This window comes from Methylobacterium sp. 4-46 (assembly GCF_000019365.1).
Taxonomy (GTDB): domain Bacteria; phylum Pseudomonadota; class Alphaproteobacteria; order Rhizobiales; family Beijerinckiaceae; genus Methylobacterium.
Map to the genome: position 1 here is coordinate 5,276,174 of NC_010511.1, position 25,162 is coordinate 5,301,335.

Here is a 25,162-nt window from a genome sequence, read left to right on the forward strand (position 1 = left end):
GGACCCGGCAGCGGGCCCTGCTCCCGCTTGGACGCACGCGCACTGGTGGTGTCAAGGACGTCCCGGTCGTGGGGCGCGAGAACCGCGCCGTCTCCCGCCCTCAATGCAGGGGCCGCCCTCAACGCACGCTTAAGTCAGGTCTGGTTTGGTGGGCCGGTCGATCGAGGGGGCGACGGATGGCGCGACACGACCAGCACGGCGCGGACCGCGCGGCAGCGGCGCTGCCCGACCGGATGGCGCGGCTGACGCGCCGGCCGGGCGCGCCCGAGATCCACTACGAATCGGCCGCCCCACCCTCCCGCGGCAGCAGGAAGGAGCCGGGGGAGCGCCCGGCCTCCTACATCCCCTGGCCGATCCGCCTGGTGCTGAAGCTCCTCGTCACGGCCGCCGTGATGCTCGGCGTAACCTACGGGCCGGGCTACCTCAACTGCCGCAGGCTGCGCGAGGAGGGCGGCTTCTTCTACGGCATGACGATGCCGGCCTGCACCCGACAGGCGACGCTCGACCGGATCTCGACGATGCAGCACCAGTTCGAGGACGTCGCCCGCGCCATCGGAGCGCATTGAGCCGCGCGGGCCGGGCTCGGGCCGGCATCCCGGGCCGGGCTTGAGCGAAGCCGACATCCGCCGGGGTCGGAGCGGATCAGCACCCCGGCACCGGGCAGGCCCGGCGGCAGGCCCTGACGGCGCGGGCCCGCTGCATCTTTCGGCAAGGAAGCGCCCTTAGCCTGGCACGACCGTCCGACCCGGCAGGGACACGATGATCATCCGCCTCGCCGCCGCGCTCGCGGCCCTGACCGCCGCGCTCGCGGCGCTGCCCCCCGCGCTGGCGGCCGAGGCCGGCTGCGGCGGGGACGCCTACTCCTCCGCCCAGGTGACGGCGGGCGGCCGGCCCGGACCGATCACCGCCGTGCCGGAGACCCTCTGCGCCGACCTCTCGGGCACGCGGCGCACGCCGCTGCGCCTCGACCTCTACGCCCCGGCCCCCGCGTCGGGCGCGGATGGCGCGACGGGCACGCCCGCCCCATATGGAGACGAGACGCGGCATTCCGGCCCGCGCCGCCGCGACGGGAGCCGCCCCCTGCCGCGTTGAAGGCCCGCCCGCCGATCCGGGCGACAGCCGCGAGGACTGACACCCGCCTTGATGACCCGCCGCTCCCTCCCCCCGCAGGCCCGTGCGCGCGGCGTCACGGCGGTGCTCGGCCCGACCAATACCGGCAAGACCCACCTCGCGATCGAGCGCATGCTCGCCCACCCGACCGGCATGATCGGGCTGCCCCTGCGGCTCCTCGCCCGGGAGGTCTACCACCGGGTCGTTGAGCGCGTCGGCCCCGAGCGCGTCGCCCTCGTCACCGGCGAGGAGAAGATCAAGCCGGACCGGCCGAGCTACTGGATCTGCACCGCCGAGGCGATGCCGCGCGACCGCGGCGTCGATTTCGTCGCCGTCGACGAGATCCAGCTCGGCGCCGACATGGATCGCGGCCACACCTTCACGGACCGGCTGCTGCACCAGCGCGGCCGCGAGGAGACCCTGCTGATCGGCTCCGGCACGATGGGGCCGCTGGTCCAGGCCCTGATCCCCGGCGTCCACGTCACCACGCGGCCGCGCCTGTCGCAGCTCGGCTTCGCGGGCGAGAAGCGCCTGTCGCGCCTGCCCCACCGCACCGCCATCGTGGCCTTCTCGGCCGAGGAGGTCTACGCCATCGCCGAGCTCCTGCGCCGCCAGCGCGGCGGGGCCGCGGTGGTGCTCGGCGCCCTCTCGCCGCGCACCCGCAACGCCCAGGTCGAGCTCTACCAATCGGGCGACGTCGACTACCTCGTGGCGACCGACGCGATCGGCATGGGGCTCAACCTCGACGTCGACCACGTCGCCTTCGCGTCGAACCGCAAGTTCGACGGCACCCGCTTCCGCGGCCTCAGCCCGGCCGAGATGGCGCAGATCGCCGGCCGCGCCGGGCGCCACCTGCGCGACGGGACCTTCGGCTCGACCGGCCGCTGCCCGCCCTTCGAGCCCGAGATGGTGGAGGCGCTGGAGAGCCACAGCTTCGAGCCGACGCGCGTCCTGCAATGGCGCAACCCCGACCTCGATTTCACGTCCGTGGCCACCCTGCAGGCCAGCCTCGCCGAGCACCCGGCCGAGCGCGGGCTCGTGCGCGCGCCGCGCGGGGACGACGAGGCGGCCCTCGACCTCCTCGCCCGCGAGGACGACATCCGCGACGTCGCGTCGGGCCGCGGCGGCGCGGTCGAGCGGCTCTGGGCGGTCTGCGGGGTGCCCGACTACCGCAAGACCCCGATCCAGACCCATGCCGACCTGATCGCCCAGCTCTACCGCTTCCTGATGCGGGGCATGGCCGGGCGGATCCCGGCCGATTGGTTCGCCAAGCACGTCGCCATGGTCGATCGGATCGACGGCGACATCGACACCCTCTCCCAGCGCATCGCCCAGGTGCGGACCTGGACCTTCGTCGCGAACCGCCCCGACTGGCTCCAGGACCCGGAGCATTGGCAGGGCGAGACGCGTCGGGTAGAGGACAGGCTGTCCGACGCGCTTCACGAGCGGCTGGCGAGTCGCTTCGTGGATCGGCGCACCAGCGTCCTGATGCGGCGCCTGAGAGAGAACACCATGTTGGAAGCTGAGATCACCGCGGGCGGCGACGTGACGGTCGAAGGCCAGCACGTCGGCCACCTGCACGGGTTCCAGTTCGTGCCGGACCCTGGCGCGGAGGGCCAGGAAGCCAAGACCCTCCGGAGCGTCGCCGAGAAGGCGCTTGCGGGCGAGATCGAGGCGCGGGCCGACCGCTTCGCCGCCGCCGCCGACGCGGCCCTGGTCCTGTCGAACGACGGCACCATCCGCTGGACCGGCGACCCGGTCGCCAAGCTCGTGCCCGGCGACAAGCTCTACGCGCCGGCCCTGCGCATCCTCGCGGACGAGCAGCTGACCGGCCCGGCCCGCGACAAGGTCGAGGGGCGCCTGCAGGCGTGGCTCAAGGCCCACATCGTGCGCCTGCTCGGACCGGCCCTCGAACTCGAGGCCGCCGAGGACCTCGCCGGGCTCGCCCGCGGCATCGGCTTCCAGGTCTCGGAGTCGCTCGGCGTGCTGGAGCGCGCCCGCGTCCTCAACGAGATGCGCAGCCTCGACCAGGAGGGCCGCGCCGCCCTGCGCAAGCGCGGGGTGCGCTTCGGCGCCTACCACATCTACATGCCGGCCCTGCTCAAGCCCGCGCCGCGCACGCTGGCCGCCCAGCTCTGGGCCCTGCAGAATGGCGGCCTCGATCAGGCCGGCCTCGACGAGATCGCCCATCTGGCGAGTTCGGGCCGCACCTCGATGCCGGTCAACCCGGAGATCGCCAAGGGCCTCTACCGGGCGGCGGGCTTCCGGGTCTGCGGCGGGCGCGCGGTGCGCGTCGACATCCTGGAGCGCCTCGCCGACCTGATCCGGCCGGCCATCGCCTACGTGCCCGGGACCACGCCCGGCGAGCCCCCACCCGGCGCCGCCGACCGGGACGGCTTCGTGCCGACCGTCGGCATGACCTCGCTGGTCGGCTGCTCGGGCGAGGACTTCGCCTCGATCCTGAAATCTCTCGGCTACGTCGTGGACCGGCGCGCCGGCCCAGCCATCACGGTACCGCTGCGCCCCGCCGCCGCCACCGCGCCGGTCCGGCCCGCTTCCGCGGCGCAATCCGCCGGGGCGGAGGAGCACGGACAGCCGGAGGCCGAAGCCGCGCAGGCCGAGTTGGGCCAGCCCGAGGCGGGTCAAGCCGAGACGAACCAAGCCGAGACCGCGCAGGCGGAATCCGCGGCGGCCGAGGACGCGGCACAGGCGGAATCGACCGAGGCGGGGCCTGCCGAGGCGGCGGGATCCGACGAGGCCGTGACGGCCGAAGCGGCGGCCGAGGCTGCCCCGGCCGAGCCGGCGGAGCAGGACAGCGCCCCGGCGGCCGAGGCCGAGGCCGCGGCAGCGGCGGAGTTCGGCGCGGAGGCGCAGCCCGAGGTTCCGGCCGACGCGGCGACGGAGCCGACCGAGGCGGCGGAGCCGGCGCACGGGGTCGAGGCGTCCGATGCGGGGCAGGAGGCTGCGCCGGACCAGGACGGCGAACCGGCGCAGGAGGCCGCGCCGGCCGTTCCCGCCGAGCCGATCCTGATCGAGGTGTGGCGCCTCCACCGGCACCCGCGGGGTCAGGCCAACCGGCACCAGGGGCGCGGCCGGCCGCAGAACGGCCCGCAGGCCCAGGGACGCTCCCACCAGGACGGACGCCCCCCGCGCCGCGACGAGAACCAGACCGGCGATCGCCCCCGCCCGCAGGGCCGGCCGGGGCCGCGCTGGGGCGAGCGCCCGGCGGACGGAGTCCGGGCGGACCAGGGCCGGGCGGAGCACGGCCGTCAGGAGGGTGCCCGCGCCGAGGGGCGGCCGCCCCGCGGCGCCCAGAACGGCCGCGGGCCGGACGAGCGCGGCGGCCGCCCGCCGCAGGAGCGGCGCGACGGCGGCTATCGCGGTCAGGGCGACAGCCGCCCGCCGCGCCGCGAGCGGGCCCCGGACCCGGATTCCCCCTTCGCCAAGCTCCTCGCCCTCAAGGCGCAGATGGAGGCGAGGGATTCCGAGAAGCGCTGACGCGGCGCCATGCGGGACGATCGCCAGCGCCTCGACAAGTGGCTGTGGTTCGCCCGCTTCGCGAAGACGCGCAGCCTCGCCGCCCGCCTGATCGCGGACGGCTACGTGCGGGTGAACGGGCAGCGCGCCGAGGCGGCCTCGAAGGCGGTCGCGGTGGGCGACGTCGTCACGGTGGCGGCCGCGCACGCCACCGTGGCGGTGCGCGTGGTGGCGCTCGGCGAGCGCCGCGGCCCCGCCCCGGAGGCCCGCCTCCTCTACGCGGACGTGGCGGGCGGCGTCGCGCCCGGGTGACGACCCCGCCGAAGGCGTCGGTTGCGGCGTTCGGGTGCTTGCCAGCGTCCCGGTCAGGGGCTAGAGCGCGGCGGAGAATGCCGGGCTTCGCAACGCCCCCTCACGCTCCTCAAGGACCGACAGGCTCATGACCTACGTCGTCACCGAGAATTGCATCAAGTGCAAGTACATGGACTGCGTGGAAGTGTGCCCGGTCGACTGCTTCTACGAGGGCGAGAACATGCTCGTCATTCACCCGGACGAGTGCATCGACTGCGGCGTCTGCGAGCCGGAATGCCCCGCCGAGGCGATCAAGCCCGATACCGAGCCGGGCCTGGAGCGCTGGCTGAAGCTCAACGCCGACTTCGCCAAGAACTGGCCCAACATCACGCAGAAGAAGACCGCCCCGAGCGACGCCAAGGAGTGGGACGGCGTCGCGGGCAAGTTCGACGCCCATTTCTCGAGCAATCCCGGGACCGGCGACTGAGCCGCGCCGCCGCGGCCGCGGCCGCGGTTCCGGGCTGATTGTATACGGTGCACGGGGCGCTGGCATGCGCGCCGTGCGCCTGAATTTTTTTGATTTTCGGGGCTCTCCGTGCTAGGGTCCACATCGCCGTCGCTTACGTCCGACGTGCGGCACTCGCCCGCCGAGCGGGACTATTTCTCGAAGGGGCCCCGCCGCATGAGGTTCAGCCGTGGAGGGTTTTTCCTGATCCGCGGCCTGATCGGACGTTCCTTAGCTATCGGTTGACAGGGACTGGCGGGCGCTTCCTCGGGCGTCCGACTGGCATTGTTTTCAGCCGGGCCCCCTGACCCGGACGAATGACCCGCCCGCGGCGAGTAGACCGTGGACGGCGATCTGGAGGCCACCCCCGCATGACGACCGCCAAGAAGACGACTGCTGCCCGCCAGGGCTTCAAGACCGGCGAAGCGATCGTGTATCCCGCTCACGGTGTAGGCCGCATCACGGCCATCGAGGAGCAGGAGATCGCCGGCTACAAGCTCGAGCTTTTCGTGGTGTCGTTCGAGAAGGACAAGATGGTGCTCCGGGTCCCGACCGCGAAGGCGAACGCGGTCGGCATGCGCAAGCTGGCCGAACCCGACCTGGTCAAGAAGGCGCTCGACGTGCTCACCGGCCGCGCCCGGGTGAAGCGCACGATGTGGTCGCGCCGCGCCCAGGAATACGAGGCGAAGATCAATTCCGGCGACCTCATCGCGGTCACCGAGGTGGTGCGCGACCTCTACCGCTCGGAGGCCCAGCCGGAGCAGTCCTATTCCGAGCGCCAGCTCTACGAGGCGGCGCTGGATCGGGTGGTGCGCGAGATTGCCGCGGTCAACAAAATCACGGATACGGAATCGCTCAAGCTGATCGAGCAGAGCCTCGCCAAGTCGCCCCGGCGCGCCAAGAACGCCGAAGCGGAGGCGGAAGGCGACGCCGAGGACATTCAGGACGAGGCCGAGGCGGCCTGATCGGGCCTTTTTCGCAGGATTCTTCGAGAGCCCGGCCGCGAGGCCGGGCTTTTTGTTGCCTTCGCGCCACACCTCCCCTGAGTTCCCGCGCCGGCCCGCCGCGGCGCGGAACCAACGCCGCGGATGGGCCGTTGTCGGAGGCCCGTCGGGACACCGATCGGATGCGCGCGGTCTCGCGCGATCCCGCCCGGGCAACGAGCGCGCGTGCTGGCGGAGGCGGGGATGGCGGAAATCGCAGGAATTCGTCGGCAGTTCGTCCGCATGGCGATGGACGCGCCCTTCCTCGAACGCGAGGAGGAGCGCGGGCTCGCGGTGCGGTGGAAGGACAAGCGCGACGAGCAGGCCCTGCACCGCCTGATCTCCGCCCATATGCGCCTCGTCATCGCGCTGGCGGGCCGCTTCCGCCATTACGGCCTGCCCATGGCCGACCTCGTCCAGGAGGGCCATGTCGGGCTGATGGAGGCGGCCGCCCGCTTCGAGCCGGAGCGGGACGTCCGCTTCTCCACCTACGCGACGTGGTGGATCCGGGCGTCGATCCAGGACTACATCCTGCGCAACTGGTCGATCGTGCGGGGCGGCACCTCCTCGGCGCAGAAGGCCCTGTTCTTCAACCTGCGGCGCCTGCGCGCCCGCCTGATGCAATCGACCGACGAGCGGGTCGGCGACGAGATCCACCGGCGCATCGCCACGGCGATCGGCGTCTCGCGGGAGGACGTGGCGCTGATGGATGCGCGCCTGTCGGGCCCCGACATGTCGCTCAACGCCCCGATCACCGACGAGGGCGACGCGTCGGCGGAGCGGGTGGATTTCCTGGTCGACACCTCGCCCCTGCCCGACGAGGCGGTCTCGGACGCGGTGGACGGCGAGCGGCGCCTCACCTGGCTCAGGCAGGCCCTCACCGTCCTGTCGGAGCGCGAGCTGCGCATCCTGCACGAGCGGCGGCTGGCCGAGGATCAGGCGACCCTGGAGGCCCTGGGCCACCGGCTCGGCATCTCGAAGGAGCGCGTGCGCCAGATCGAGAACCGCGCCCTGGAGAAGCTCCGGCGCGCGCTGGCCGAGCGCTTCCCGCAGCAGCCGGGCGGCGGCATGAGCGCGATCATCTGAGCCGCGCGGCTGTTGCGACAGCGGCCCGACGATCCCGCCACGAGACCCCGCGACCCGTCGTGATCCGAGCGGACGCCGCGCCGCTCCTCGCCGGGAGCCTCACGCCACCCCGCGCAGCACCTGCCAGCGCAGGCTCTCCTCGCCGGCCCAGGCGAGGCGGGCGCCGTCGGGCAGCAGGCGCGATCGCGCCCGCAGCCGCAGACCCTCGCGGCGAAGCGACCAATGCTCGTCCGCGGCCGCGAGCAGCACGGTCTGGGGCGCGGCGGCGATTCCCTCCCCGCTCGCCTTCACGAACGCCTCCTTGACGGTCCAGAGTTCGAGGGCCCGCGCCGGGCGCCGCGCCTCCGGCAGGGCCCGGTACTGGCTCAGCTCGGCCGGGTGCAGGAAGGACCGCGCCACCCCGTCCCAATCGACCGGACGGCTCGCCCCCTCCACGTCGATGCCGACGCGCCCGCCCCGGGCCAGAGCCACCGCGATCCAGCCCGCCCCGTGGCTGATGTTGAAGTCGAGATCCGGCGTGCCGGGAAGGGCCGGCCGCCCGGACGCGTCGCGGATCAGCACGATCCCGCCCGGCGGCCGGTCGAGGGCGGCGGCGAGGAGGTGGCGCAGGAGCCCGTGGGCCGCCTCGCGCTCGAAGCGGTCGCGCTCCTGCAGGAACCGCGCGATCCGCGCGGCCTCGTCCGGCGGCAGGGCCCGCTGCGCCGGGGACAGACCGGCCACGACCGCCTCCGCCCGCGCAACCACGGCGAGGGCCGCCCCGGGAGCGAGACGCGGCGCGAGCCCGGCGAGGGCCGCCGTCCCGTCCCGGTCGTCGCCGTTCTCCGCGGTCGTCATCGCGCCCCTCCCCGCCCGGCAGGGAGCTAGCAGGGCGGCGGCGCGCCGCAAAGCGGGGCCTCGCGCGTCGGGCGTGGCGCCTCAGGCGCAGCGCGCCGCGGGCGCCGCGTCCTCGAGGCCGGGCAGGCCCTCCGCGACGCCGAGGAGCGCGGACAATTCGCGCCCGGCCACCTCGATGAAGGCCCGGGCCTTCGCGGGCGTCAGGTGCGAGGTCGTCACCAGAAGCACCGGGACCGGCGGGCCGCTCCACTCGGGCAGGACGCGCCGGAACGCGGGCCCGTGGCCGTCGATCAGCGGCAGCAGGGCGAGGCCGTCGCCGGAGGCCGCGAAGCGCCGGGCGAGCGGCCCGCTGGTGCAGGAGACCGCCCCGCTCGCCGTGACCGTGACGACCTCGTCGTCGCGCCGCAGCTCCAGGGACTCGCCGCCCGGCGCCGCGGCGAGCAGCGCGTGCTGCGCGAGCTCGCCCGGGTGGCGCGGGGTCCCGACGCGGGCCAGGTAGGCGGGGGCCGCGAACAGGCCCGTCTCCAGGCTGCCGAGCCGGCGGGCGACCATCGAGGCCTCGCGCGGCGGCGCGGTCAGGATGGCGAGGTCGCAATCCTCCGCCGCCGCGTCCGTCCCCGCCGCGCGCAGCTCGACGTGGACGCGCACCTGCTCGTGGGTCCGCAGGAAGGCCCCGATCACCCCCGGCAGGTGGCGCATCACCCACTCCTCCGCCGGGACGCTGATCCGCAGCAGCCCGCTCGGGCCCCGCGCCTGCGCGATCATCTCGTCGAAGCTGTGCTGGGCCTCCTCGACCACGCGGATCGCGCGCTCGTAATAGGCCTCGCCGTGAGGCGTCAGCGCGAGCTTCCGGGTCGTGCGGTCCAGAAGCCGCAGCCCGATCGCGGCCTCGAACTGCGTGATTCGCCGCGAGAGCGACGATATCGGCACATTGAGCGCGACGGCCGCTTGGCTGAAGCTCTTGCGCTTGGCGACCTCCACGAACAGCGCGAGGTCGCGCAGGACTTGCGGGTGAGGCAAACGGACCTCCGGAAGGGGTGCGGGTGTTACGTCACTCCTCCGGAGATTGCCTCTCTAGGTGCTGAATTTCAACTCTAGATCAGGTCGATTCGTCGTCCGGGCGGCGTGGAAGCCGGCCCGGGCAGCGATTTTCCGCGATCGCGGGCCGCTCCGGCGGCGCGCCGGCCGGGGCCGGGACGCGCCCGGTTGACGGCTGGGCACGCGCCGGGCCACACCGCCGCGCCGGCCGAGGGGCCGGCGGAAGGCCGGAGATTCGCATGTCCCATCCCGTCTCCCCGCTCGCCCCCGCCGACGTGCCCGACCTGCCGCCGATCGCGGGCGTGCGCCTCGCCACCGCGCAGGCGGGTATCCGCTACAAGGGGCGCACGGACGTGCTCCTCGTGCTGCTCGATCCGGGCGCGCAGGTCGCGGGCGTCTTCACCCGCTCGAAATGCCCCTCGGCGGCGGTGGATTGGTGCCGCGCCCAGCTCGGCGGGGGCGAGGCGCGCGCCCTGGTCGTCAATTCCGGCAATGCCAACGCCTTCACGGGGCTGAAGGGCCGCCAGGCCGTCGCGCTCACGGCGGAGATCGCCGCCGCGGCCGCGGATTGCGCGCCCGAGCAGGTCTTCGTCGCCTCGACCGGGGTGATCGGCGAGCCCCTCGACGCCAGCAAGTTCGAGGGCGTGCTCACCGCCTGCGCCGGCCGCGCGAGCCCCGGTTCGGAGAACTGGGCCGAGGCCGCCCGGGCGATCATGACCACCGATACGTTCCCGAAGCTCGCGACCCGCCGCGTGCGGCTCGGCGACCGGGAGGTGACGATCAACGGCATGGCCAAGGGGGCCGGCATGATCGCTCCCGACATGGCGACGATGCTGTCCTTCGTGTTCACGGACGCGGCGGTCGCGGCGCCGGTGCTGCAGGAGCTCCTGCGCGCCGGGGCGGAGCGGAGCTTCAACTGCGTCACCGTCGACGGCGACACGTCCACCTCCGACACGCTGCTCCTCTTCGCCACCGGCCGGGCCGGCCACGCCCCGGTGACGACGGCGGAGGATCCGCGCCTGGCGGAATTCGCGGCCGCGCTCGACGACCTCCTGGTCGAACTCGCCCAGCTGGTGGCGCGCGACGGCGAGGGCGCCCGCAAGTTCGTGACCGTGCGGGTCGAGGGCGCCGCCGACGACGCCTCGGCGCGCCGGATCGCCTTCTCGATCGCCAACTCGCCCCTGGTGAAGACCGCGGTGGCCGGGGAGGACGCCAATTGGGGCCGCGTCGTGATGGCGGTCGGCAAGGCCGGCGAACCCGCCGAGCGCGACCGCCTCGCGATCTGGTTCGGGGACGTGCGCGTGGCGGTCGATGGGGCCCGCGACCCGGCCTACAGCGAGGAGGCGGCCAGCGCCGTGATGCGCCGCCAGGAGGTGACGATCCGGGTCGATCTCGGCCTCGGGGCCGGCGCGGCCCGGGTCTGGACCTGCGACCTGACCAAGGCCTACGTGGAGATCAACGGGGATTACCGCTCGTGAGGCGCGCCCTCGCCGCGGCGGCCCTCGCCCTCCTGCTCGCCGGGCCGGCCGCCGCCCAGGAGGCGGGCCGGATCCGCGTGATCGGCCGCGCGAGCACCGCGCTCCCGCCCGACGAGGTCACGGTCACGATCGCGGTGGAGCGCCGCGGCCCGAGCGCCGCCGCCGCCCTCGACCAGAACTCGGAGGCGGCGCGCCGGCTCATCGACCTCGCCAAGGAATTCGGCGCCGAGGTCTCGACCTCCGCGGTGACGCTGCAGCCGCTCACCCGTCCGGCCCGGGAGCCGGGCGGGACGGTCCGCGACGCCCCGGACGGCTACCTGGCGGTGAACGCGGTGCAGATCCGGCTCGCCGAGCCGGGCCGCCTCGGCGACCTGATGCGCCGCACCGTCGACGGCGGGGCCGACCGCATCAACGGGGTGAGCTTCGGGCTGCGCGACCCCGCCCGGGCCGAGGACGAGGCGCGGGCCGCCGCCGTCGCGGACGCGGTCAGGCAGGCGGAGACCCTGGCGCGGGCGGCCTCGCTGCGCCTCGGCCGGATCGAGGCGATCGTCTCCCCGCCCCGCAGCGACGCGCCGGTCCCGCTGGGCCGGGCCTTCGCCGCGAAGGCGAGGGGCCCGGCGGTGCCGATCGAGGCCGGAACCGTCGAGGTGAGCGCCGCGGTCGAGGTCACCTGGACCATCGCCCCCTGAGGGGCATCGCCCCCTGAGGGGCGGCCGTCCCGATCGGGAGGCCGGGCGAGCTTCCCATACCGCTCCCGCCGGGATAACCGCGTCCATGGCCGACCCGCTGAAACTCCTCCTCGTCGTCGCCGTCGCCCTCGTGGACGCGGACGGGCGCGTGCTCCTGGCCCAGCGCCCCGAGGGCAAGAGCTTGGCCGGCCTCTGGGAATTCCCGGGCGGCAAGATCGAGCCGGGAGAGCGCCCCGAGGCGACGCTGATCCGCGAACTGGCCGAGGAGCTCGGCATCGTCGTGCGGGAGGCCTGCCTCGCCCCCCTCACCTTCGCGAGCCACGCCTATGAGGGCTTCCACCTGCTGATGCCGCTCTACATCTGCCGGCGCTGGGAGGGGCCGGTGCAGCCGCGCGAGGGCCAGGCGCTCAAGTGGGTGCGCCCGCGCGACCTCGCGACCTACCCGATGCCGCCCGCCGACCTGCCCCTGCTGCCGGCCCTCGTCGACCTGCTCGGGCCGTGACGGCGGGCGATCCGCGCCCTCATGCGACATCCGGTCGATGGCTTCGCCATTTCCCATGTCGGCCATGCGGATGTCGGCGTCGCTCAGGCGCCGCGCGGGCTTGGGATATGGGATCCGCTTGATCCAAGCGGATCCCGGATCACTCCGTGAATTCCTCGATCGCGTCGACCTTGTTCGGGTAGAAGGCGAGGTGGTCCTTGATCGCCGCCACCGCCTGGAACGGGGATTCGTAGCTCCAGACCGCGTTGGCGCGCTCCACGCCGCCGGCCGTCAGCGCGTAGTAGCTCGCCTCGCCCTTGTAGGGGCAGTGGGTGGTGTGGCTGGTCTTCTCGAACAGGTCCCAGGCGGCGTCCTCGCGCGGGATGTACTGGACGGGCGGCAGCCCGGCCTCGCGCAGGGTGAGGGCGCGGGTGGTCTCCGCGACGATGACGCCGCCCAGCACCACGCGGATGCGGTGCGGGTTCGGCGTGACGGCGATCGGGTGGTCGGGACCGGGCTCCTTCATCGGGTCAGCTCCTGTGCTCGGTGGTGCCAAGGGCGTCGGCGAGGCGCATCCGGGCGCTGCCGGGCCGGAGGGGCTTCTGCTGGCTCTCGTGCGGCACCCAGCCGGACAGCCAGATCAGCTCGAAGGTGGCGCGCACGCGCCCGTCCGGATCCGCGAAGCGCTCGGCGTAGAGCGCCGCGGCCCGCAGCAGCGTCGCGCGGCGCAAGCTGCCGCGCCGCTCCCGCAGGGCGTTGGTGAGGCCCATGGCGCGCAGGTCGCGCATCAGGCCGAAGGGCGTGGCGTAGCGCACCGGCACGGTCTCGACATCCGTCACCGGCAGGGCGAAGCCGGCGCGCTGCAGCAGCGCCCCGAGGTCGCGCACCTCCGCGAAGGGCGCGACGCGGGGGCTGACCCCGCCCTCGACCTCGCTCTCGGCCTCGGCCAGCACCTGACGCAGCTCGGTGAGCGAGCGCCCGCCCATCAGGCAGCCGACGAAGAGCCCGTCGGGCCTGAGGGCGCGCCGCAGCTGGATCAGCGCCCCGGGGAGGTCGTTGGCGTGCTGCAGGGCGAGGAGCGACAGGGCGAGGTCGAAGCGGGCCTCGCCGAAGGGCAGCGCCTCCGCGTCGCCGACCGCGAGCGCGATCCCCGCACGGGGCGGCTCCGGGATCGGGGCGAGCCGCACCACCGAGGCGGCGCGGCCGCTCTCCCGCAGCCACGCGGCGGCGCCCGTCGTCGGGCTGCCGCAATCGAGGGCGGCATCGAAGCGGCGCAGCACCGTGCCGAGGCGCTCGCCGAGATCCTCGGAGGCCCGCGCCACCAGGAAATCGGCGAAGCCGGAGGCCCGAGCCCGGGCGAGGCGCTTGCGGATCAGGGCGGCGTCGAAGAGGGGCGGCGGAGTCGACATGCGCAGGGTAGATGGCGCGCGCGCGCTCCCGGCGCCAGGGCGGACCGGCCGCGGCGGCGGAGAATGTCGCGAGGGCCGCCGCCCCGGGCTGCGGCGATCGCGGCAGGTCGCGGCCCCCGCGCTCGGCGCCGAGCGGAACGACCCCCGCAATCCTGCTCGGCCCGCCGTTCCGGCCTCGTCCGTGCCGCCGAACCGGTGATACGACAGCCGACGGATTGCTTCGCCATCTCCCATTTCGGCCATGCGGATGTCGGCGTCGCTCAAGCGCCGCGCGGGCTGGTCATCCGCCTTCCGGAAGTGATTTTCCGGAAGGCGGATGACTTCATCGGGCGATGAGGTCTATTCTGACGCAGCGGAATGCGGGCGGTCGGGCGGAGATGAACGGGCAGGCGGGTGCCGCGAGCCGGCTCCGGCGGGGAACGCTCCGCCTCGCGGCGTCCCTGCCCGGCGCCGCCCGCGACGCGCTCCTCGGCCTCGTCTACCCGCCGACCTGCATCGCCTGCGGGGCCGCCACCGGCCTGCCCCACGCCCTCTGCCCCGCATGCTGGCGCGGGGTCCGCTTCATCGAGCGCCCCTATTGCGAGCGGCTCGGCACCCCCTTCGCGGTCGATCTCGGCGTCCTGGGGCTCCTCTCCCCGGCCGCGATGGCCGACCCGCCGGTCTTCGGGCGGGCGCGGGCGGCCCTGCGCTACGACGCCACCGCCAAGCGCCTCGTGCACCGGCTCAAATACGAGGACCGGCTCGATCTCGCCGCCGCGATGGGCGCCATGATGGCGCGGGCCGGGCGGGAGCTGATCGCCGAGGCCGACGTCGCGGTGCCGGTCCCGCTCTGGCGCTGGCGCCTGTGGTGGCGCCGCTTCAACCAAGCGATGCTGCTCGCGCGCCACGCCACGCGCGGCAGCGGCCTCGCGGTCGCGCCGGACCTGCTCGCGCGCGTGAAGCGCACCCGGCCCCAGGTCGGGCTCAGCCGCGCGGCGCGGGCCGAGAACCTGCAGGGCGCCTTCCGGGTGCCGGAGGCGGCGAGGCCGCGGCTCGCCGGCCGGCGCGTCCTCCTGGTCGACGACGTCATCACGACGGGCTCGACCGCCAACGCGGCCGCCCGGGCGCTGCTGCGCGGCGGCGCCGCGGCGGTCGACGTGCTCGCCTTCGCCTGCGTGGTGCAGGACGGGCGCGTCCTCGGCGGGGAGGCCGCGCCCGAGCCGCTCACGGCTCCTTGAAGCCGTATTCCGGCACCCCCTCCTCGTTGCCGTAATACTTGTAGGGCAGGAACTTGCCCGACATGGTGAGCTTCACCCGGTCGCCCTTGTTGTTGGCCTCGCGCGCCATCTCCATGTTGAAGTCGATCGCCGACATGATGCCGTCGCCGAACTCCTCCTGGATCAGCTCCTTCCAGGTGGTGCCGTAGACCATGACCAGCTCGTAGAAGCGGTAGATCAGCGGGTCGGTCGGCGGCATGGACGGGATCGAGCCGCGATAGGGCGCCTCGTTGAGCAGGCGCTCCTCCGCCTCCGACAGGCCGAACAGGGCGGCGGCCTTGCGGGCCTGGGCCTTCGGCAGCTTCATCTGGCCGAGGCAGGCCGCCGTGATCAGGATCGGCGACACGCCGCCGATCTCCTCCTGGATGAACTTCCAGGTCCAGCCCTTCTCGCGCTTGATGTCGAGCAGCTTCTCCGTGAGGTCTTCGCGCTTCATCGGTGTCTCCCTTGCTGGTGGGTCACATACGAAATCCGACGAATTGCCTCGCAATGCGGATTTCGACTTCGCTCAAGCGCCGCGCGGGCTTATGATCCGCTGTCCGGACGTGATTGTCCGGACAGCGGATCAGGCGCGCCGGGCGGCCGCGAGGGCATCGGCCTCGCAGGCGGCCGGGCGCAGGACGGGCGGGTGGCGCGGGTCGTAGCCGGGCGGCGGCGCCTCCCGGAAGGTGCGGCTGCGCGTGACCAGGAAATCGATCAGGTGGTTGCGCAGGGCGGTGTAGCCGGGGGCGTGGTGCAGGTTCGCCCGGTCGCGGCCGGCCGGCAGCGGGTTCTCGACGATCTCGGCCAGCCGCGCCTCGGGCCCGTTGGTCATCAGCACGATCCGGTCGGCGAGGTAGATCGCCTCGTCGACGTCGTGGGTGATCATGAAGACGGTCTGGCCGGTGGTGAGGCAGATCCGGCGCACCTCGTCCTGCAGGGTGCCGCGGGTGAGCGCGTCGAGCGCCGAGAAGGGCTCGTCCATCAGCAGCATCTTCGGCTCAATGGCGAGCGCCCGGGCGATGCCGACGCGCTGCCTCATGCCCCCCGACAGCTCCGCCGGGCGCTTGTGCTCGGACCCGGCGAGCCCGACCGTGGCGATCGCCCGGCGCGCCCTCGCCTCGATCTCGGCCCGGCGCGCCCCGCGCCAGCGCGAGGCGACCGCGTAGGCGACGTTGCCGAGCACCGTGCGCCAGGGCAGCAGCGCGTGGCCCTGGAAGATCACGGCCCGATCGAGGCTCGGTCCCGCGATCTCGCGGCCGTCCGCGATCACGACGCCCTCGGAGGGGGCGTCGAGCCCGGCCAAGATGTTGAGGAGAGTGGTCTTGCCGCAGCCGGAATGGCCGACCATGCAGACGAACTCGCCGCGCCGGATCGGCAGCCACAGGTTCTCGAACACGGTGGTGGTGCCGCCGCCGGGCGCGGCGTAGCGGCGCGCGATCCCCTCGATCGAGACGTAGCGGTCGTCGGACATGGTGATCCCGGGCGCAGGAGGGGTGCGGAAGGGGAGCAGCGTCGCCACGGCCTCACTCCGGGAAGGTCACGAGGCGCTGCGCGCGGGCCAGCAGCTGGTCGAGGACCATGCCGACGAGGCCGATCACCAGGATCGAGGTGATCACGTTGGTGATCGAGAGGTTATTCCACTCGTTCCAGACGAAGTAGCCGATGCCGGTGCCGCCAACCAGCATCTCGGCGGCGACGATCACGAGCCACGCGATGCCGATCGAGATGCGCATGCCGGTGAGGATGGTGGGGGCGGCGGCCGGCAGGATCACCGTGAAGGCCCGCCGCAGGGGCCCGACCTCCAGGGTGCGGGCGACGTTGAGCCACTCCCGCCGGGTCCCGGCGACCCCGAAGGCGGTGTTGATCAGCATCGGCCAGAGCGAGCAGATGAAGATCACGAAGATCGCCGAGAGGCCGGAATCCTTGATCGTGTAGAGGGCGAGCGGCATCCAGGCGAGCGGCGAGACCGGCTTCAGCACCTGGATGAACGGGTCGAGCGCCCGGCTCATCAGCGGCGACATGCCGATCAGGAAGCCGAGCGGGAGCGCCACCAGCACGGCGAGGAGATAGCCGAGCCCGACCCGCGCGACCGAGTGGGCGAGCTGGATGCCGAGCCCCTTGTCGTTCGGGCCGCGGTCGTAGAACGGATCCCGCAGGTGGCGCCAGATCGTGGCGCCGACGTCGAGGGGGCCGGGCATGGCGGACCTGCCCGTCGTGGCGCTCTGGCCCATCAGGGCGGCGTATTCGGGGTCCATCGCCTCCGTCCGGCCGGTGCCCGCGACGCCGAGGTGCCAGACCAGCAGGAAGGCGAGGAGGAGGAGCGCGGAGACGAGCCCCGCGCGCGCGGACAGGGAGGCGCGCACCGGGTCAGCTCGCGCGCCTGATGGCGAAGGAGTCGAGGTACTCCTTGGGCCTGTCGGGGTCGAAGGTCCGGCCCATGACCACGAAGGTCTTCGAGGTGGCGGCGGGGGGGTTGAGCCCGGCCTGCGCCATCAGCTTGGCGGCGTCCGTGGCGCGGTAGACCTTCTCGGCCACCGCCCGGTAGTCGAGGTCGCCCTTGACCTGCCCCCAGCGCTTCATCTGGGTGAGGATCCAGACCGCGAAGGAGTGCCACGGGAACGCGTCGAAATCGATCCGGTCGGGCACCCTGCGCACGCTGCCGAGCCCGTCCGCGAAGGTGCCGGTGAGCACCTGCTCCACCACCGTCACGGGCTGGTTGAGGTAGTTGGCCGGCGCGATCTGGGCCGCGATCTCCTTGCGGTTCTCCGGCTTCGAGGCGTAGGCGGTCGCCTCGATGATCGCCCGCAGCAGGGCCGCGTAGGTGTTGGGCGTCTCGGTGGCGAAGGCCTGCGAGGCCGCGAAGGCGCAGCAGGGATGCCGGTCCCAGATCTCCTTCGAGAGGAGGTGGATGAAGCCGACCCCGTCGTAGACCGCGCGCTGGTTGACCGGGTCCGGCGCCAGGAACCCGTCGATGTTCTCTGCCCGCAGGTTGGCGACCAGCTCGGGCGGCGGCACGGCCCGGATCTGCACGTCGGTGTCCGGGTCGATGCCGTGCTCCGCCAGGTAGTAGCGCAGCAGGTAATTGTGCATCGAGTAGTCGAACGGCACCGCGAGCCTGAAGCCCTTCCAGGACTTGGGATCGCGCCGGTCCTTGTGCTTCACCGAGAGGGTGATCGCCTGCCCGTTGACGTTCTCGACCGCCGGCATCGTGTAGGGCTGCGGGGTCGAGCCGATGCCGAGCGAGATCGCGATCGGCATCGGCGCGAGCATGTGGGCGGCGTCGTACTCCTTGCTCAGGGTCTTGTCGCGGATGACGGCCCAGCCGGCGGTCTTCACCACCTCCACGGCGAGGCCCTGCTTGGCGTAGAAGCCCATCGGCGCCGCCATGATGATCGGCGTCGCGCAGGTGATCGGGATGAAGCCGACCTTGAGGTCCTTCCGCTCCGGCGCGCCGGCCTGCGCGAAGGCCTCCGTGACGAAGCCGATCGGCAGCACCTCGCGCAGGGCGGCCGCCGCCGCCCCCGCCCCCACCGCCGCCAGGAAGGCCCGGCGGGTGGCGTCGCGGGGGAAGAGCGCCCGCATCACCGCGCCCTCCACCAGCCGCTCGGCCCGCGCCTCCGCCGGAGCCTCCGCGGCCGCGGCCGCGTCGTGCGCGGCCTGGCTCTCGTGCGCGCCGCAGGCGCAACCGCCCCGCCGCAGGCGCCGCCGCGCGTCGAAGGGATCGTCGAACAGGGCCATCGTGTCCTCTCGCGAGCCGGACTCCATGGGCCAGCAGGTTGGCAAGGCGCGTGCCAAGCCGGCCCGGCCACGAAAACCTTGCGGAACGAGAAGCTTAGCCTTACACGGGAGGACCACGAGATGTCGTGATTCACGATCCTTCGCAGTGTCTGCCACGAGATCTCGTGATCCCGCGACGGTCCCGGCCCGGAGGACCCCTTGCACGCGCCCGCCCGCCCCGACGCCCCGCCCGCCCTCGGCCCGGTCTTCGAGGGCGCGCCCGAGGCGATGCTGGTCCTCGACCCGGCCGAGGACGCGATCCTGGACGCGAACCCGGCGGCCGAGCGCCTGCTCGGCCACGCCCGGGCGGCGCTGCGGGGCATGCGGGCGAGCGCCCTGCATCCGGGTCAGCTGCCGGCCCTGGTGGTCTTCACCGAGGCGGCCCTGGCGAAGGGCCGCGCCTGGACCCACGCCCTCACCCCGCGCCACGCGGACGGGACGGCGCTGCACCTCGACTGCGCGGCCTCGCTGCTCGACCTCGACGGGCGCCGCACCCTCCTCCTCTGCCTGGCCGATCCGGAGGAGCGGCACCGCCGCCTCGTCGACGCCGAGGCCGACCGCCACATGCGCGCGGGCATCGCCGAGTGGCAGCGCGTGGAGCGGATCTTCCGCGACATCGAGCGGGAGAATCAGCTGATCCTGCGGGCGGCGGGCGAGGGCATCTACGGGGTCAACGCGGAGGGGGTGACCACCTTCATCAACCCGGCCGCCGAGCGGATGCTCGGCTGGTCCGCCGCCGACCTCGTCGGCAAGGACATGCACGCGACCGTCCACCACACGCGGCCGGACGGCCACCCCTATCCGCACCGGGACTGCCCGATCTACGCCGCCTTCCGGGACGGCGCCGTGCACCACGTCGAGGACGAGGTGTTCTGGCGCCGGGACGGGTCGTGCTTCCCGGTCGAGTACACCTCGACGCCGATCCGCGACCGCGGCCGGCTCCTCGGCGCGGTGATCGTGTTCCGGGACATCAGCCAGCGCCGCGAGGCGGAGGAGCGCCTGCGCCACGCGCTCGCCGAGGTCGAATCGCTGCGCGAGCGCCTGGAGCGCGAGAACGCCTACCTGAAGGAGGAGATCCGGCTGGAGAGCCGGCACCTCGGGATCATCGGGCGCAGCCCGGCCACCGAGCGCCTGCGCCAGCAGATCGACCTCGTCGCCGCCACCGACGCGACCGTGCTGGTCACGGGCGAATCCGGCACCGGCAAGGAGCTGATCGCCCGGGCGATCCACGAGGCGAGCCGGCGGCGCGAGCGGCCGCTGATCCGGGTGAACTGCGCCGCCGTGCCCCGCGAACTCTTCGAGAGCGAGTTCTTCGGCCACGCGCGCGGCGCCTTCACGGGAGCCCTGCGCGACCGGGTCGGCCGCTTCGAACTGGCCGATGGCGGCACGCTCTTCCTCGACGAGGTCGGCGAGATCCCCCTCGACCTGCAGGGCAAGCTGCTGCGGGTGCTGCAGGAGCGGCAATTCGAGCGGGTCGGCGAGGAGCGGACGCGGGCGGTCGACGTGCGGGTGATCGCGGCGACGAACCGCGACCTGCGGGCGGAGGTCCGGCGCGGGCGCTTCCGCGAGGACCTCTACTTCCGCCTCAACGTCTTCCCGATCCTGGCCGCCCCGCTGCGGGAGCGGCCCGACGACATCCCGCTCATCGCCCAGCACGTGCTGCGGGGGGTGTCGCGCAAGCTCGCGATCCCCGACCTGCGCCTGACGGAGGGGGACGTGCGCCGGCTCACCGCCTACGCCTGGCCGGGCAACGTGCGGGAGTTGGAGAACGTGATCGAGCGGGCGGCGATCCTGGCCGTGCGCGGGCGCCTGCGCCTCGACCTGCCGGAGACCGACGCGCCCTCCCCGCCCGCGGCCTCCCGGCCGGCGCCGCGGGAGGCGCCCCTCACCGAGGCGGAGCGCCGGGCCCGCGACCGGGCCGACATCGAGCGGGCGCTGGCGCTCTGCGGCGGACGGGTGTTCGGGCCGGGCGGCGCGGCGGCGCTCCTCGGCGTCAAGCCGACGACGCTCGCCTCGCGGATCAAGGCGCTCGGCCTGCGGCGCCGCTCCGGCTCGCCCGCGCCCTGCCCGGACACGTGACCCCTTGGCGCGGGGCGATCCGGGGACGGCGCGGGCGCGGCGCCTCGGCCCCCGCGCCCCACCCTAGTGCTGCAACTCGGCCAGCATCCGCTTGAGGTGCTTGATCGCCGGCGTCGCCACCGCCAGGAAGCACGCCTCGCGCAGGCGGCGCTGCGCCCCGGCCCCGACGAGCAGGCCCGCCGTCCCGCAATGCAGGAGCGCGTTCTGCGCCGCGCAGAGGGCGAGTTCGCTCGCCGCCAGCCGCGCCTCCAGCACGCGGCGCCAGTAGGCCGGATCGGTCTCGAAGGGCGTGGCGGCGAGGCGGTCGACCTCGTCCTCCAGGGCGTCGAGCCGGTCGGAGACCTCGCGGGGCTGGACGTCGAGGGCGCGGTTCGCCGGCGCCAGCACGCGGGCGACGTCGCACATCAGGCGCAGGGAGCCGCGCACGAGGCCGATCGCCATGCCGATCTGGAGCAGGAGCACCGCCGCCCGGACGCGCTTGTAGAAGCCCTCGAGGGGATCGGCGAGCAGGTCCTCGTCGGGCACGAAGACGTCGCGGAACTCCACCGCCCGGGTCCGGGCGCCGCCGAGGGCGAGGAAGCGGCCCGGCTCGCCGAGGCGCAGCCCCTCGGCGCCGCAGCGCATCACCGCCATGGCCGTACGCCCCTCCGGCCGGGCGAAGACCGCGGCGAAGACGTGATCGGGACCGAGATTCGAGACGAAGGGCAGCGTCCCGCTCACCCGGTAGCCCCCGGCCGCGCGGGCGCCGTCGAGGGCGATGCGCTCCAGGCCCAGATAGGTCTTGATCGGGTTGGCGAGGCCGACGCCGCCGAGCACCGTGCCCGCGGCGACGCGCGGCCCGAGGCCGTCGCGCAGCTCGGCATTGTGGCTGCAGGCGATCACGAAGGCGAGGGCGGCCTGGCAGGTCATGCAGTAGGCGGCGGTGAGGCAGTGCTCGCCGGCCTCCGCCACGGCCTGGATGGCGCCGCCCAGATGCGCCGCACCCCGCGGCCCGCCGGCCGGGAGATGCGCCGCGTAGGCCCCGGCAGCCCCGAAGGCGCGCAGGGCCGCCTCCGGGTAGAGGCCCTCCTCGTCGATGCGGCGCACGAGGGGAACGAGGTCGCGGTCGGCGGCGCGGCGAAGCGCCGCCAGCATGGTCTCGATCGCGGCGGGGCCGTCCGGCTCCGCCTGCATCGTCATCACCCGCAGCATGGTCGTCTCCCCGGCGGACCCCGGAGGCCCGGCTGGCCCCCTCCGCGGTCGGGCCCGGCGCCGGGCCATGTCCAAGAACCGTGCCACCCGCTCCCGCCGAGGCCCCGCCGCGGGTTCGGGCCGAGGCCCGCCCCGCGGCCGCGGGCGCCCCGGTGGGCGCCGGGGCGCATCGCCCTATCTCGCCGGCGCATCCCTCCGCCTCAGCAGGATCCGCAGCATGACAGATCATCCCGCCCTGGCGCCGGGCCGGGTCGCCGTCGTCACCGGGGCGGCGAGCGGCATCGGCCTCGCCGCCGCCCGCCATTGCGCCGGCCGCGGCATGGCCGTGGTTCTCGCCGACCTCCCGGGCGAGGCGCTCGACGCCGCCGCGGCCTCGGTCGCGCAGGCGGGCGCCGCCGCGGTGCGCGCCGTGCCCACCGACGTGGCGCGGCGGGAGGCGGTCGCCGCCCTGCACGCGGCCGCGACGGATCTCGGCCCGATCTCCTTCGTGATGGCGAATGCCGGGATCGAGGCCGGCGGGCGCTTCTTCTCGGACGAGGCGACCTGGCGGCGCATCCTCGACACGAATCTCTGGGGCGTCATCAACGCCCTGCAGGTCTTCGTGCCGGGGCTGATCGAGGCAGGGGCGCCGGCCGCCCTGGTGGTGACCGGCTCCAAGCAGGGCATCACGACCCCGCCGGGCAACACTCCCTACAACGTCAGCAAGGCGGGGGTGCGGGTCGTCGCGGAGGCGCTCGCCCACGAATTGCGCCAGCACGCCGTGCCGGTCACCGCCCACCTGCTGATCCCGGGCTTCGTCTATACGGGCCTCACCCGCGCCCGCGGGGTGTCCGAGAAGCCGGCCGCCGCCTGGACGCCCGAGCAGACGGTGGCCCTGATGGTGCGGGGCGTCGCGGCCGGCGACTTCTACATCCTGTGCCCCGACAACGAGACCACCCGGGAGCAGGACGAGAGGCGGATGCGCTGGGGCCTCGACGACATTCTCCTGAACAGACCGGCCCTGTCCCGCTGGCACCCCGATTACAAGGACGCATTTTCGGTCTACATGGGCGCGTGACGCGGCTTCCCGAAGGGCACCCGCCCTTCGGGGAAGCGCGGGGCGCCGTTCCAGGCCCGTGGCGGCTTGCTTGCATCGTGCCGCGGCCGATTACCGGAGATTGCAGGCCGTATGCCCAAGATCATTCCCGTCGCCTCCTTCGACGGCGTCGTGTTCGGCGCCACCGGCGACCTGACGATGCGCAAGCTGCTGCCGGCGCTCTACTACCGGTTCCGCGACCGGCAGATCCCGGAGACCAGCCGCATCGTCGCGGCGGCGCGCAGCCACCACCCCGATTCGGAGTACCGCGAGATGGCGCTCGCGGCGCTCAGGCGGCACGTGCCGGCGGCGGATCTCGACGCCGAGACCGTGCAGGGCTTCCTGAGCCACATCACCTACGTGGCCGTGGACGGGCTCGGCGAGGAGGGCTGGGACGACCTCGCGCGGCTCCTCGACGAGCGCCCGGACCAGGTGCGCTCGTACTACCTCGCCACCTCGCCGAGCCTCTACGGCCCGATCTGCCGCAACCTCGCGGCCCACGGGCTGATCGGGCCGAAGGCGCGGGTCGTCCTGGAGAAGCCGATCGGCCACGATCTCGCCTCCGCGCGGGCCATCAACGACCAAGTCGGCGAGGTCTTTCCCGAGAGCCAGATCTTCCGCATCGACCATTATCTCGGCAAGGAGACGGTGCAGAATCTGCTGGCCCTGCGCTTCGCCAACACGATCTTCGAGCGGCTGTGGAACGCCGACGTGATCGACCACGTGCAGATCACGGTCGCCGAGACGGTCGGGGTCGAGGGGCGCGGCGGCTACTACGACACGTCCGGCGCCCTGCGGGACATGCTGCAGAACCACCTGCTGCAGCTCCTCTGCCTCACCGCCATGGAGAGCCCGCTCTCCCTCGACCCGGATTCGGTGCGCGACGAGAAGCTGAAGGTGCTGCGGGCGCTCAAGCCGATCCCGTCGCACGAGATCCCGCACCTGACGGTGCGCGGCCAATACGCGGCGGGCGCGGTCGACGGCAGGCCGGTGCCGAGCTACCTCGCCGATCTCGGCCAGGGCGCCCGCAGCCACACCGAGACCTTCGTGGCCCTGAAGCTCGAACTCCTGATGCCGCGCTGGGCGGGCGTGCCGTTCTACCTGCGCACCGGCAAGCGCATGCCGCAGAAGATGTCCGAGATCGTGGTGCAGTTCCGCTCCTCGCCCTTCAGCATCTTCCCGCCGGAATCCTTCGCCCGGGAGCCGAACCGGCTGGTGATCCGGCTGCAGCCCGAGGAGGGCATCAAGCTCGAGGTGATGACGAAGGAGCCCGGCCCGGGCGGCATGCGGCTGCGGCCGACGGGGCTCGACATCAGCTTCGAGGAGACCTTCAACCAGCGCTACCCGGACGCCTACGAGCGCCTGCTGATGGACGTGGTGCGGGGCAACGCGACCCTGTTCATGCGCCGCGACGAGGTCGAGGCGGCCTGGGCCTGGGCCGACGGGGTGCTGCAGGCCTGGGCGGACCGGCCCGAGCCGCCCCGCCCCTACCCGGCCGGCACCTGGGGGCCGACCGCGGCCATCGCGCTGATCGAGCGCGACGGCAGGACCTGGCACGAGAACCTCGTCCCCTGAGCCCCTCCCCGTCCGGGCGCGCCCCGCCTCAGGCGCGCGCGACCGGCAGGCCGAGCAGGGCCTCCCCGGCGCCCGGCGCGTCGAGGGTCGCCACCTCCCCGTCCGAGCGGATGCGGTGGAAGCGGTAGCCGGGCAGCAGCGCGGCGAGGTCGGCTTGCGCCGGGACGCCCTCGACGACCAGCCAGGGCGCGAAGCGCGCGAGGCTGCTTGCGGCCCCGCGCAGGGCGGCCAGCGGCCGTCCCTCGCCGCCGAGGCGGATCCCGTCGAGGCGCTCCAGCCGGTACTGGCCGGCGACCGCGTCGATGGTGGTGACCTCCGCCCGCAGGGTCGCGGCGCCCCGCGGCCCGGCCCCGGCGCGCGCCTCCCCGAAGAAGCGGCCGGCGCGGGCCTCGACCGGGCGGGTTCCCGGGGCGGCGCCGGCGTCGCAGGGCACGTAGCGGACCTGGTTCAGGCGGTTGGCCGCCACGTTGGCGGCGAGCTTGCGCTGCTGCGCGGCCTGGGCCTCGAAGGCGAAGACGGCGCCGGACGGGCCGACCCGCTTGGCCGCCACCAGGGTGACCTCGCCGATCCGGGCGCCGACGTCGAACAGGACCTGGCCCGGCCCGAGCAGGCCGTCGAGGCAGCGCACCACGCCGGGCCGGTGATAGCCGCACCAGAAGATGTCGCTCGCCGCCTGCTCGCAGAGGTCGAGGGCGATGCGCAGGTTCCCGTCGAAATCCGCGACTTCCTGCACGCCGAAGCGGGCGGAGCGGCGCTGGATCGCCTCCACGACCGGCTGGGCCGCGCGCAGCCGATGCAGCCGCAATGTCAACCGGCGCGCGAGCTGCATCGACACCACGCAATCCT

At 73.8% G+C, this 25,162-nt stretch carries 24 protein-coding genes; 14 read left to right on the top strand and 10 right to left on the bottom strand.

From position 1 onward, the window contains the following. Nucleotides 1-176: 176 nt before the first annotated feature. The 7 genes from M446_RS23070 (at nt 177) to M446_RS23100 (ending at nt 7,452) form a co-directional block, all read left to right on the top strand. Complete coding sequence (locus tag M446_RS23070; RefSeq protein WP_012334517.1) at nt 177-566, top strand: hypothetical protein; 390 nt, start codon at nt 177-179, stop codon at nt 564-566. A 193-nt stretch (nt 567-759) separates the two neighbouring features. Beyond that, nucleotides 760-1,092 (top strand): hypothetical protein, encoded by a 333-nt coding sequence (locus tag M446_RS23075; protein ID WP_012334518.1) that lies wholly within the window; start codon nt 760-762, stop codon nt 1,090-1,092. 51 nt (nt 1,093-1,143) lie between these two features. Next, the gene (locus M446_RS23080) at nt 1,144-4,608 is read left to right on the top strand and encodes a helicase-related protein (RefSeq protein ID WP_012334519.1); all 3,465 of its coding nucleotides are present in this window, start codon (nt 1,144-1,146) and stop codon (nt 4,606-4,608) included. Nucleotides 4,609-4,617: 9 nt separating this feature from the next. After that, nucleotides 4,618-4,899, top strand: a complete 282-nt coding sequence (locus M446_RS23085) for an RNA-binding S4 domain-containing protein (RefSeq protein ID WP_012334520.1) — start codon at nt 4,618-4,620, stop codon at nt 4,897-4,899. Between the two features lie 127 nt (nt 4,900-5,026). Beyond that, nucleotides 5,027-5,365, top strand: a complete 339-nt coding sequence (fdxA, locus tag M446_RS23090; protein WP_012334521.1) for a ferredoxin FdxA — start codon at nt 5,027-5,029, stop codon at nt 5,363-5,365. Between the two features lie 389 nt (nt 5,366-5,754). Further along, complete coding sequence (locus tag M446_RS23095; RefSeq protein WP_012334522.1) at nt 5,755-6,348, top strand: CarD family transcriptional regulator; 594 nt, start codon at nt 5,755-5,757, stop codon at nt 6,346-6,348. A gap of 222 nt (nt 6,349-6,570) precedes the next feature. Beyond that, nucleotides 6,571-7,452, top strand: coding sequence for an RNA polymerase factor sigma-32 (locus tag M446_RS23100; RefSeq protein ID WP_012334523.1), 882 nt, complete (start codon nt 6,571-6,573; stop codon nt 7,450-7,452). A 99-nt stretch (nt 7,453-7,551) separates the two neighbouring features. On the opposite strand, the gene M446_RS23105 is transcribed toward M446_RS23100, so the two are convergent. Together M446_RS23105 and M446_RS23110 are read right to left on the bottom strand one after the other, a co-directional pair. Continuing rightward, entirely contained in the window at nt 7,552-8,286 is a 735-nt protein-coding gene (locus tag M446_RS23105) for a 4'-phosphopantetheinyl transferase family protein (RefSeq protein WP_012334524.1), read from the bottom strand. Nucleotides 8,287-8,367: 81 nt separating this feature from the next. After that, on the bottom strand, nt 8,368-9,306 hold the full coding sequence (locus M446_RS23110) for a LysR family transcriptional regulator (protein WP_012334525.1): 939 nt from the start codon (nt 9,304-9,306) through the stop codon (nt 8,368-8,370). A 257-nt stretch (nt 9,307-9,563) separates the two neighbouring features. Between M446_RS23110 and argJ the strand changes: the two genes are divergently transcribed. The 3 genes from argJ to M446_RS23125 all read left to right on the top strand — a co-directional run bounded on the left by argJ (nt 9,564) and on the right by M446_RS23125 (nt 11,993). Further along, nucleotides 9,564-10,802 carry a bifunctional glutamate N-acetyltransferase/amino-acid acetyltransferase ArgJ gene (gene argJ, locus M446_RS23115; protein WP_012334526.1) on the top strand — a complete coding sequence of 413 codons (1,239 nt, stop codon included), beginning with the start codon at nt 9,564-9,566 and terminating at the stop codon, nt 10,800-10,802. Beyond that, nucleotides 10,799-11,491 (top strand): SIMPL domain-containing protein, encoded by a 693-nt coding sequence (locus M446_RS23120; RefSeq protein WP_012334527.1) that lies wholly within the window; start codon nt 10,799-10,801, stop codon nt 11,489-11,491. Before argJ ends, M446_RS23120 begins: the two co-directional genes overlap by 4 nt. A gap of 85 nt (nt 11,492-11,576) precedes the next feature. Further along, nucleotides 11,577-11,993: a (deoxy)nucleoside triphosphate pyrophosphohydrolase gene (locus tag M446_RS23125; RefSeq protein ID WP_012334528.1), complete on the top strand. Its 417-nt coding sequence runs from the start codon at nt 11,577-11,579 to the stop codon at nt 11,991-11,993. 139 nt (nt 11,994-12,132) lie between these two features. Here M446_RS23125 and M446_RS23130 read toward each other — a convergent pair whose 3' ends face one another. Together M446_RS23130 and M446_RS23135 are read right to left on the bottom strand one after the other, a co-directional pair. Further along, complete coding sequence (locus tag M446_RS23130) at nt 12,133-12,498, bottom strand: DUF427 domain-containing protein (RefSeq protein ID WP_012334529.1); 366 nt, start codon at nt 12,496-12,498, stop codon at nt 12,133-12,135. A gap of 4 nt (nt 12,499-12,502) precedes the next feature. Continuing rightward, nucleotides 12,503-13,381 (bottom strand): methyltransferase domain-containing protein, encoded by an 879-nt coding sequence (locus tag M446_RS23135; RefSeq protein WP_012334530.1) that lies wholly within the window; start codon nt 13,379-13,381, stop codon nt 12,503-12,505. 377 nt (nt 13,382-13,758) lie between these two features. Here M446_RS23135 and M446_RS23140 point away from each other — a divergent pair, with 377 nt between their 5' ends. Further along, a complete protein-coding gene (locus tag M446_RS23140) occupies nt 13,759-14,598 on the top strand; it encodes a ComF family protein (protein WP_012334531.1) in 840 nt (279 codons plus the stop codon). Here the strand turns inward: M446_RS23140 and cynS are convergent. From cynS to M446_RS23160, 4 genes are all read right to left on the bottom strand, one after another. Beyond that, complete coding sequence (gene cynS / locus M446_RS23145; RefSeq protein ID WP_012334532.1) at nt 14,585-15,073, bottom strand: cyanase; 489 nt, start codon at nt 15,071-15,073, stop codon at nt 14,585-14,587. The two genes, M446_RS23140 and cynS, sit on opposite strands and share 14 nt — an antisense overlap. 129 nt (nt 15,074-15,202) lie before the next feature. Further along, nucleotides 15,203-16,138, bottom strand: coding sequence for an ABC transporter ATP-binding protein (locus M446_RS23150; protein ID WP_012334533.1), 936 nt, complete (start codon nt 16,136-16,138; stop codon nt 15,203-15,205). A 4-nt stretch (nt 16,139-16,142) separates the two neighbouring features. Beyond that, entirely contained in the window at nt 16,143-16,982 is an 840-nt protein-coding gene (gene ntrB / locus M446_RS23155) for a nitrate ABC transporter permease (RefSeq protein ID WP_012334534.1), read from the bottom strand. 4 nt (nt 16,983-16,986) lie between these two features. Then, nucleotides 16,987-18,357, bottom strand: a complete 1,371-nt coding sequence (locus tag M446_RS23160) for a CmpA/NrtA family ABC transporter substrate-binding protein (protein ID WP_012334535.1) — start codon at nt 18,355-18,357, stop codon at nt 16,987-16,989. Between the two features lie 267 nt (nt 18,358-18,624). On the opposite strand from M446_RS23160, the gene M446_RS23165 reads away from it, so the two are divergent. Continuing rightward, the gene (locus tag M446_RS23165) at nt 18,625-20,475 is read left to right on the top strand and encodes a sigma 54-interacting transcriptional regulator (RefSeq protein ID WP_415926920.1); all 1,851 of its coding nucleotides are present in this window, start codon (nt 18,625-18,627) and stop codon (nt 20,473-20,475) included. 63 nt (nt 20,476-20,538) lie between these two features. Here the strand turns inward: M446_RS23165 and M446_RS23170 are convergent, their stop codons facing one another. Further along, nucleotides 20,539-21,666, bottom strand: coding sequence for an acyl-CoA dehydrogenase family protein (locus M446_RS23170; RefSeq protein WP_012334537.1), 1,128 nt, complete (start codon nt 21,664-21,666; stop codon nt 20,539-20,541). A 217-nt stretch (nt 21,667-21,883) separates the two neighbouring features. On the opposite strand from M446_RS23170, the gene M446_RS23175 reads away from it, so the two are divergent. Together M446_RS23175 and zwf are read left to right on the top strand one after the other, a co-directional pair. Continuing rightward, complete coding sequence (locus M446_RS23175; protein ID WP_012334538.1) at nt 21,884-22,723, top strand: SDR family NAD(P)-dependent oxidoreductase; 840 nt, start codon at nt 21,884-21,886, stop codon at nt 22,721-22,723. A gap of 111 nt (nt 22,724-22,834) precedes the next feature. After that, nucleotides 22,835-24,316, top strand: coding sequence for a glucose-6-phosphate dehydrogenase (zwf, locus tag M446_RS23180; protein ID WP_012334539.1), 1,482 nt, complete (start codon nt 22,835-22,837; stop codon nt 24,314-24,316). Nucleotides 24,317-24,344: 28 nt separating this feature from the next. On the opposite strand, the gene M446_RS23185 is transcribed toward zwf, so the two are convergent. Further along, nucleotides 24,345-25,145: an FkbM family methyltransferase gene (locus tag M446_RS23185; RefSeq protein WP_236728881.1), complete on the bottom strand. Its 801-nt coding sequence runs from the start codon at nt 25,143-25,145 to the stop codon at nt 24,345-24,347. Between the last annotated feature and the right edge of the window lie 17 nt (nt 25,146-25,162).

Bases quoted from the DNA above. Each gene is read 5' to 3' on its own strand.
- zwf (WP_012334539.1), top strand. From the start codon at position 22,835: ATGCCCAAGATCATTCCCGTCGCCTCCTTCGACGGCGTCGTGTTCGGC.
- argJ (WP_012334526.1), top strand. From the start codon at position 9,564: ATGTCCCATCCCGTCTCCCCGCTCGCCCCCGCCGACGTGCCCGACCTG.
- M446_RS23105 (WP_012334524.1), bottom strand. From the start codon at position 8,286: ATGACGACCGCGGAGAACGGCGACGACCGGGACGGGACGGCGGCCCTC.
- M446_RS23170 (WP_012334537.1), bottom strand. From the start codon at position 21,666: ATGCTGCGGGTGATGACGATGCAGGCGGAGCCGGACGGCCCCGCCGCG.
- M446_RS23070 (WP_012334517.1), top strand. From the start codon at position 177: ATGGCGCGACACGACCAGCACGGCGCGGACCGCGCGGCAGCGGCGCTG.
- M446_RS23125 (WP_012334528.1), top strand. From the start codon at position 11,577: ATGGCCGACCCGCTGAAACTCCTCCTCGTCGTCGCCGTCGCCCTCGTG.
- cynS (WP_012334532.1), bottom strand. From the start codon at position 15,073: ATGAAGCGCGAAGACCTCACGGAGAAGCTGCTCGACATCAAGCGCGAG.
- M446_RS23175 (WP_012334538.1), top strand. From the start codon at position 21,884: ATGACAGATCATCCCGCCCTGGCGCCGGGCCGGGTCGCCGTCGTCACC.
- M446_RS23095 (WP_012334522.1), top strand. From the start codon at position 5,755: ATGACGACCGCCAAGAAGACGACTGCTGCCCGCCAGGGCTTCAAGACC.
- M446_RS23135 (WP_012334530.1), bottom strand. From the start codon at position 13,381: ATGTCGACTCCGCCGCCCCTCTTCGACGCCGCCCTGATCCGCAAGCGC.
- M446_RS23160 (WP_012334535.1), bottom strand. From the start codon at position 18,357: ATGGCCCTGTTCGACGATCCCTTCGACGCGCGGCGGCGCCTGCGGCGG.
- M446_RS23075 (WP_012334518.1), top strand. From the start codon at position 760: ATGATCATCCGCCTCGCCGCCGCGCTCGCGGCCCTGACCGCCGCGCTC.
- fdxA (WP_012334521.1), top strand. From the start codon at position 5,027: ATGACCTACGTCGTCACCGAGAATTGCATCAAGTGCAAGTACATGGAC.
- M446_RS23085 (WP_012334520.1), top strand. From the start codon at position 4,618: ATGCGGGACGATCGCCAGCGCCTCGACAAGTGGCTGTGGTTCGCCCGC.
- M446_RS23130 (WP_012334529.1), bottom strand. From the start codon at position 12,498: ATGAAGGAGCCCGGTCCCGACCACCCGATCGCCGTCACGCCGAACCCG.
- M446_RS23165 (WP_415926920.1), top strand. From the start codon at position 18,625: ATGCTGGTCCTCGACCCGGCCGAGGACGCGATCCTGGACGCGAACCCG.
- M446_RS23140 (WP_012334531.1), top strand. From the start codon at position 13,759: ATGAACGGGCAGGCGGGTGCCGCGAGCCGGCTCCGGCGGGGAACGCTC.
- M446_RS23185 (WP_236728881.1), bottom strand. From the start codon at position 25,145: ATGCAGCTCGCGCGCCGGTTGACATTGCGGCTGCATCGGCTGCGCGCG.
- M446_RS23100 (WP_012334523.1), top strand. From the start codon at position 6,571: ATGGCGGAAATCGCAGGAATTCGTCGGCAGTTCGTCCGCATGGCGATG.
- M446_RS23080 (WP_012334519.1), top strand. From the start codon at position 1,144: ATGACCCGCCGCTCCCTCCCCCCGCAGGCCCGTGCGCGCGGCGTCACG.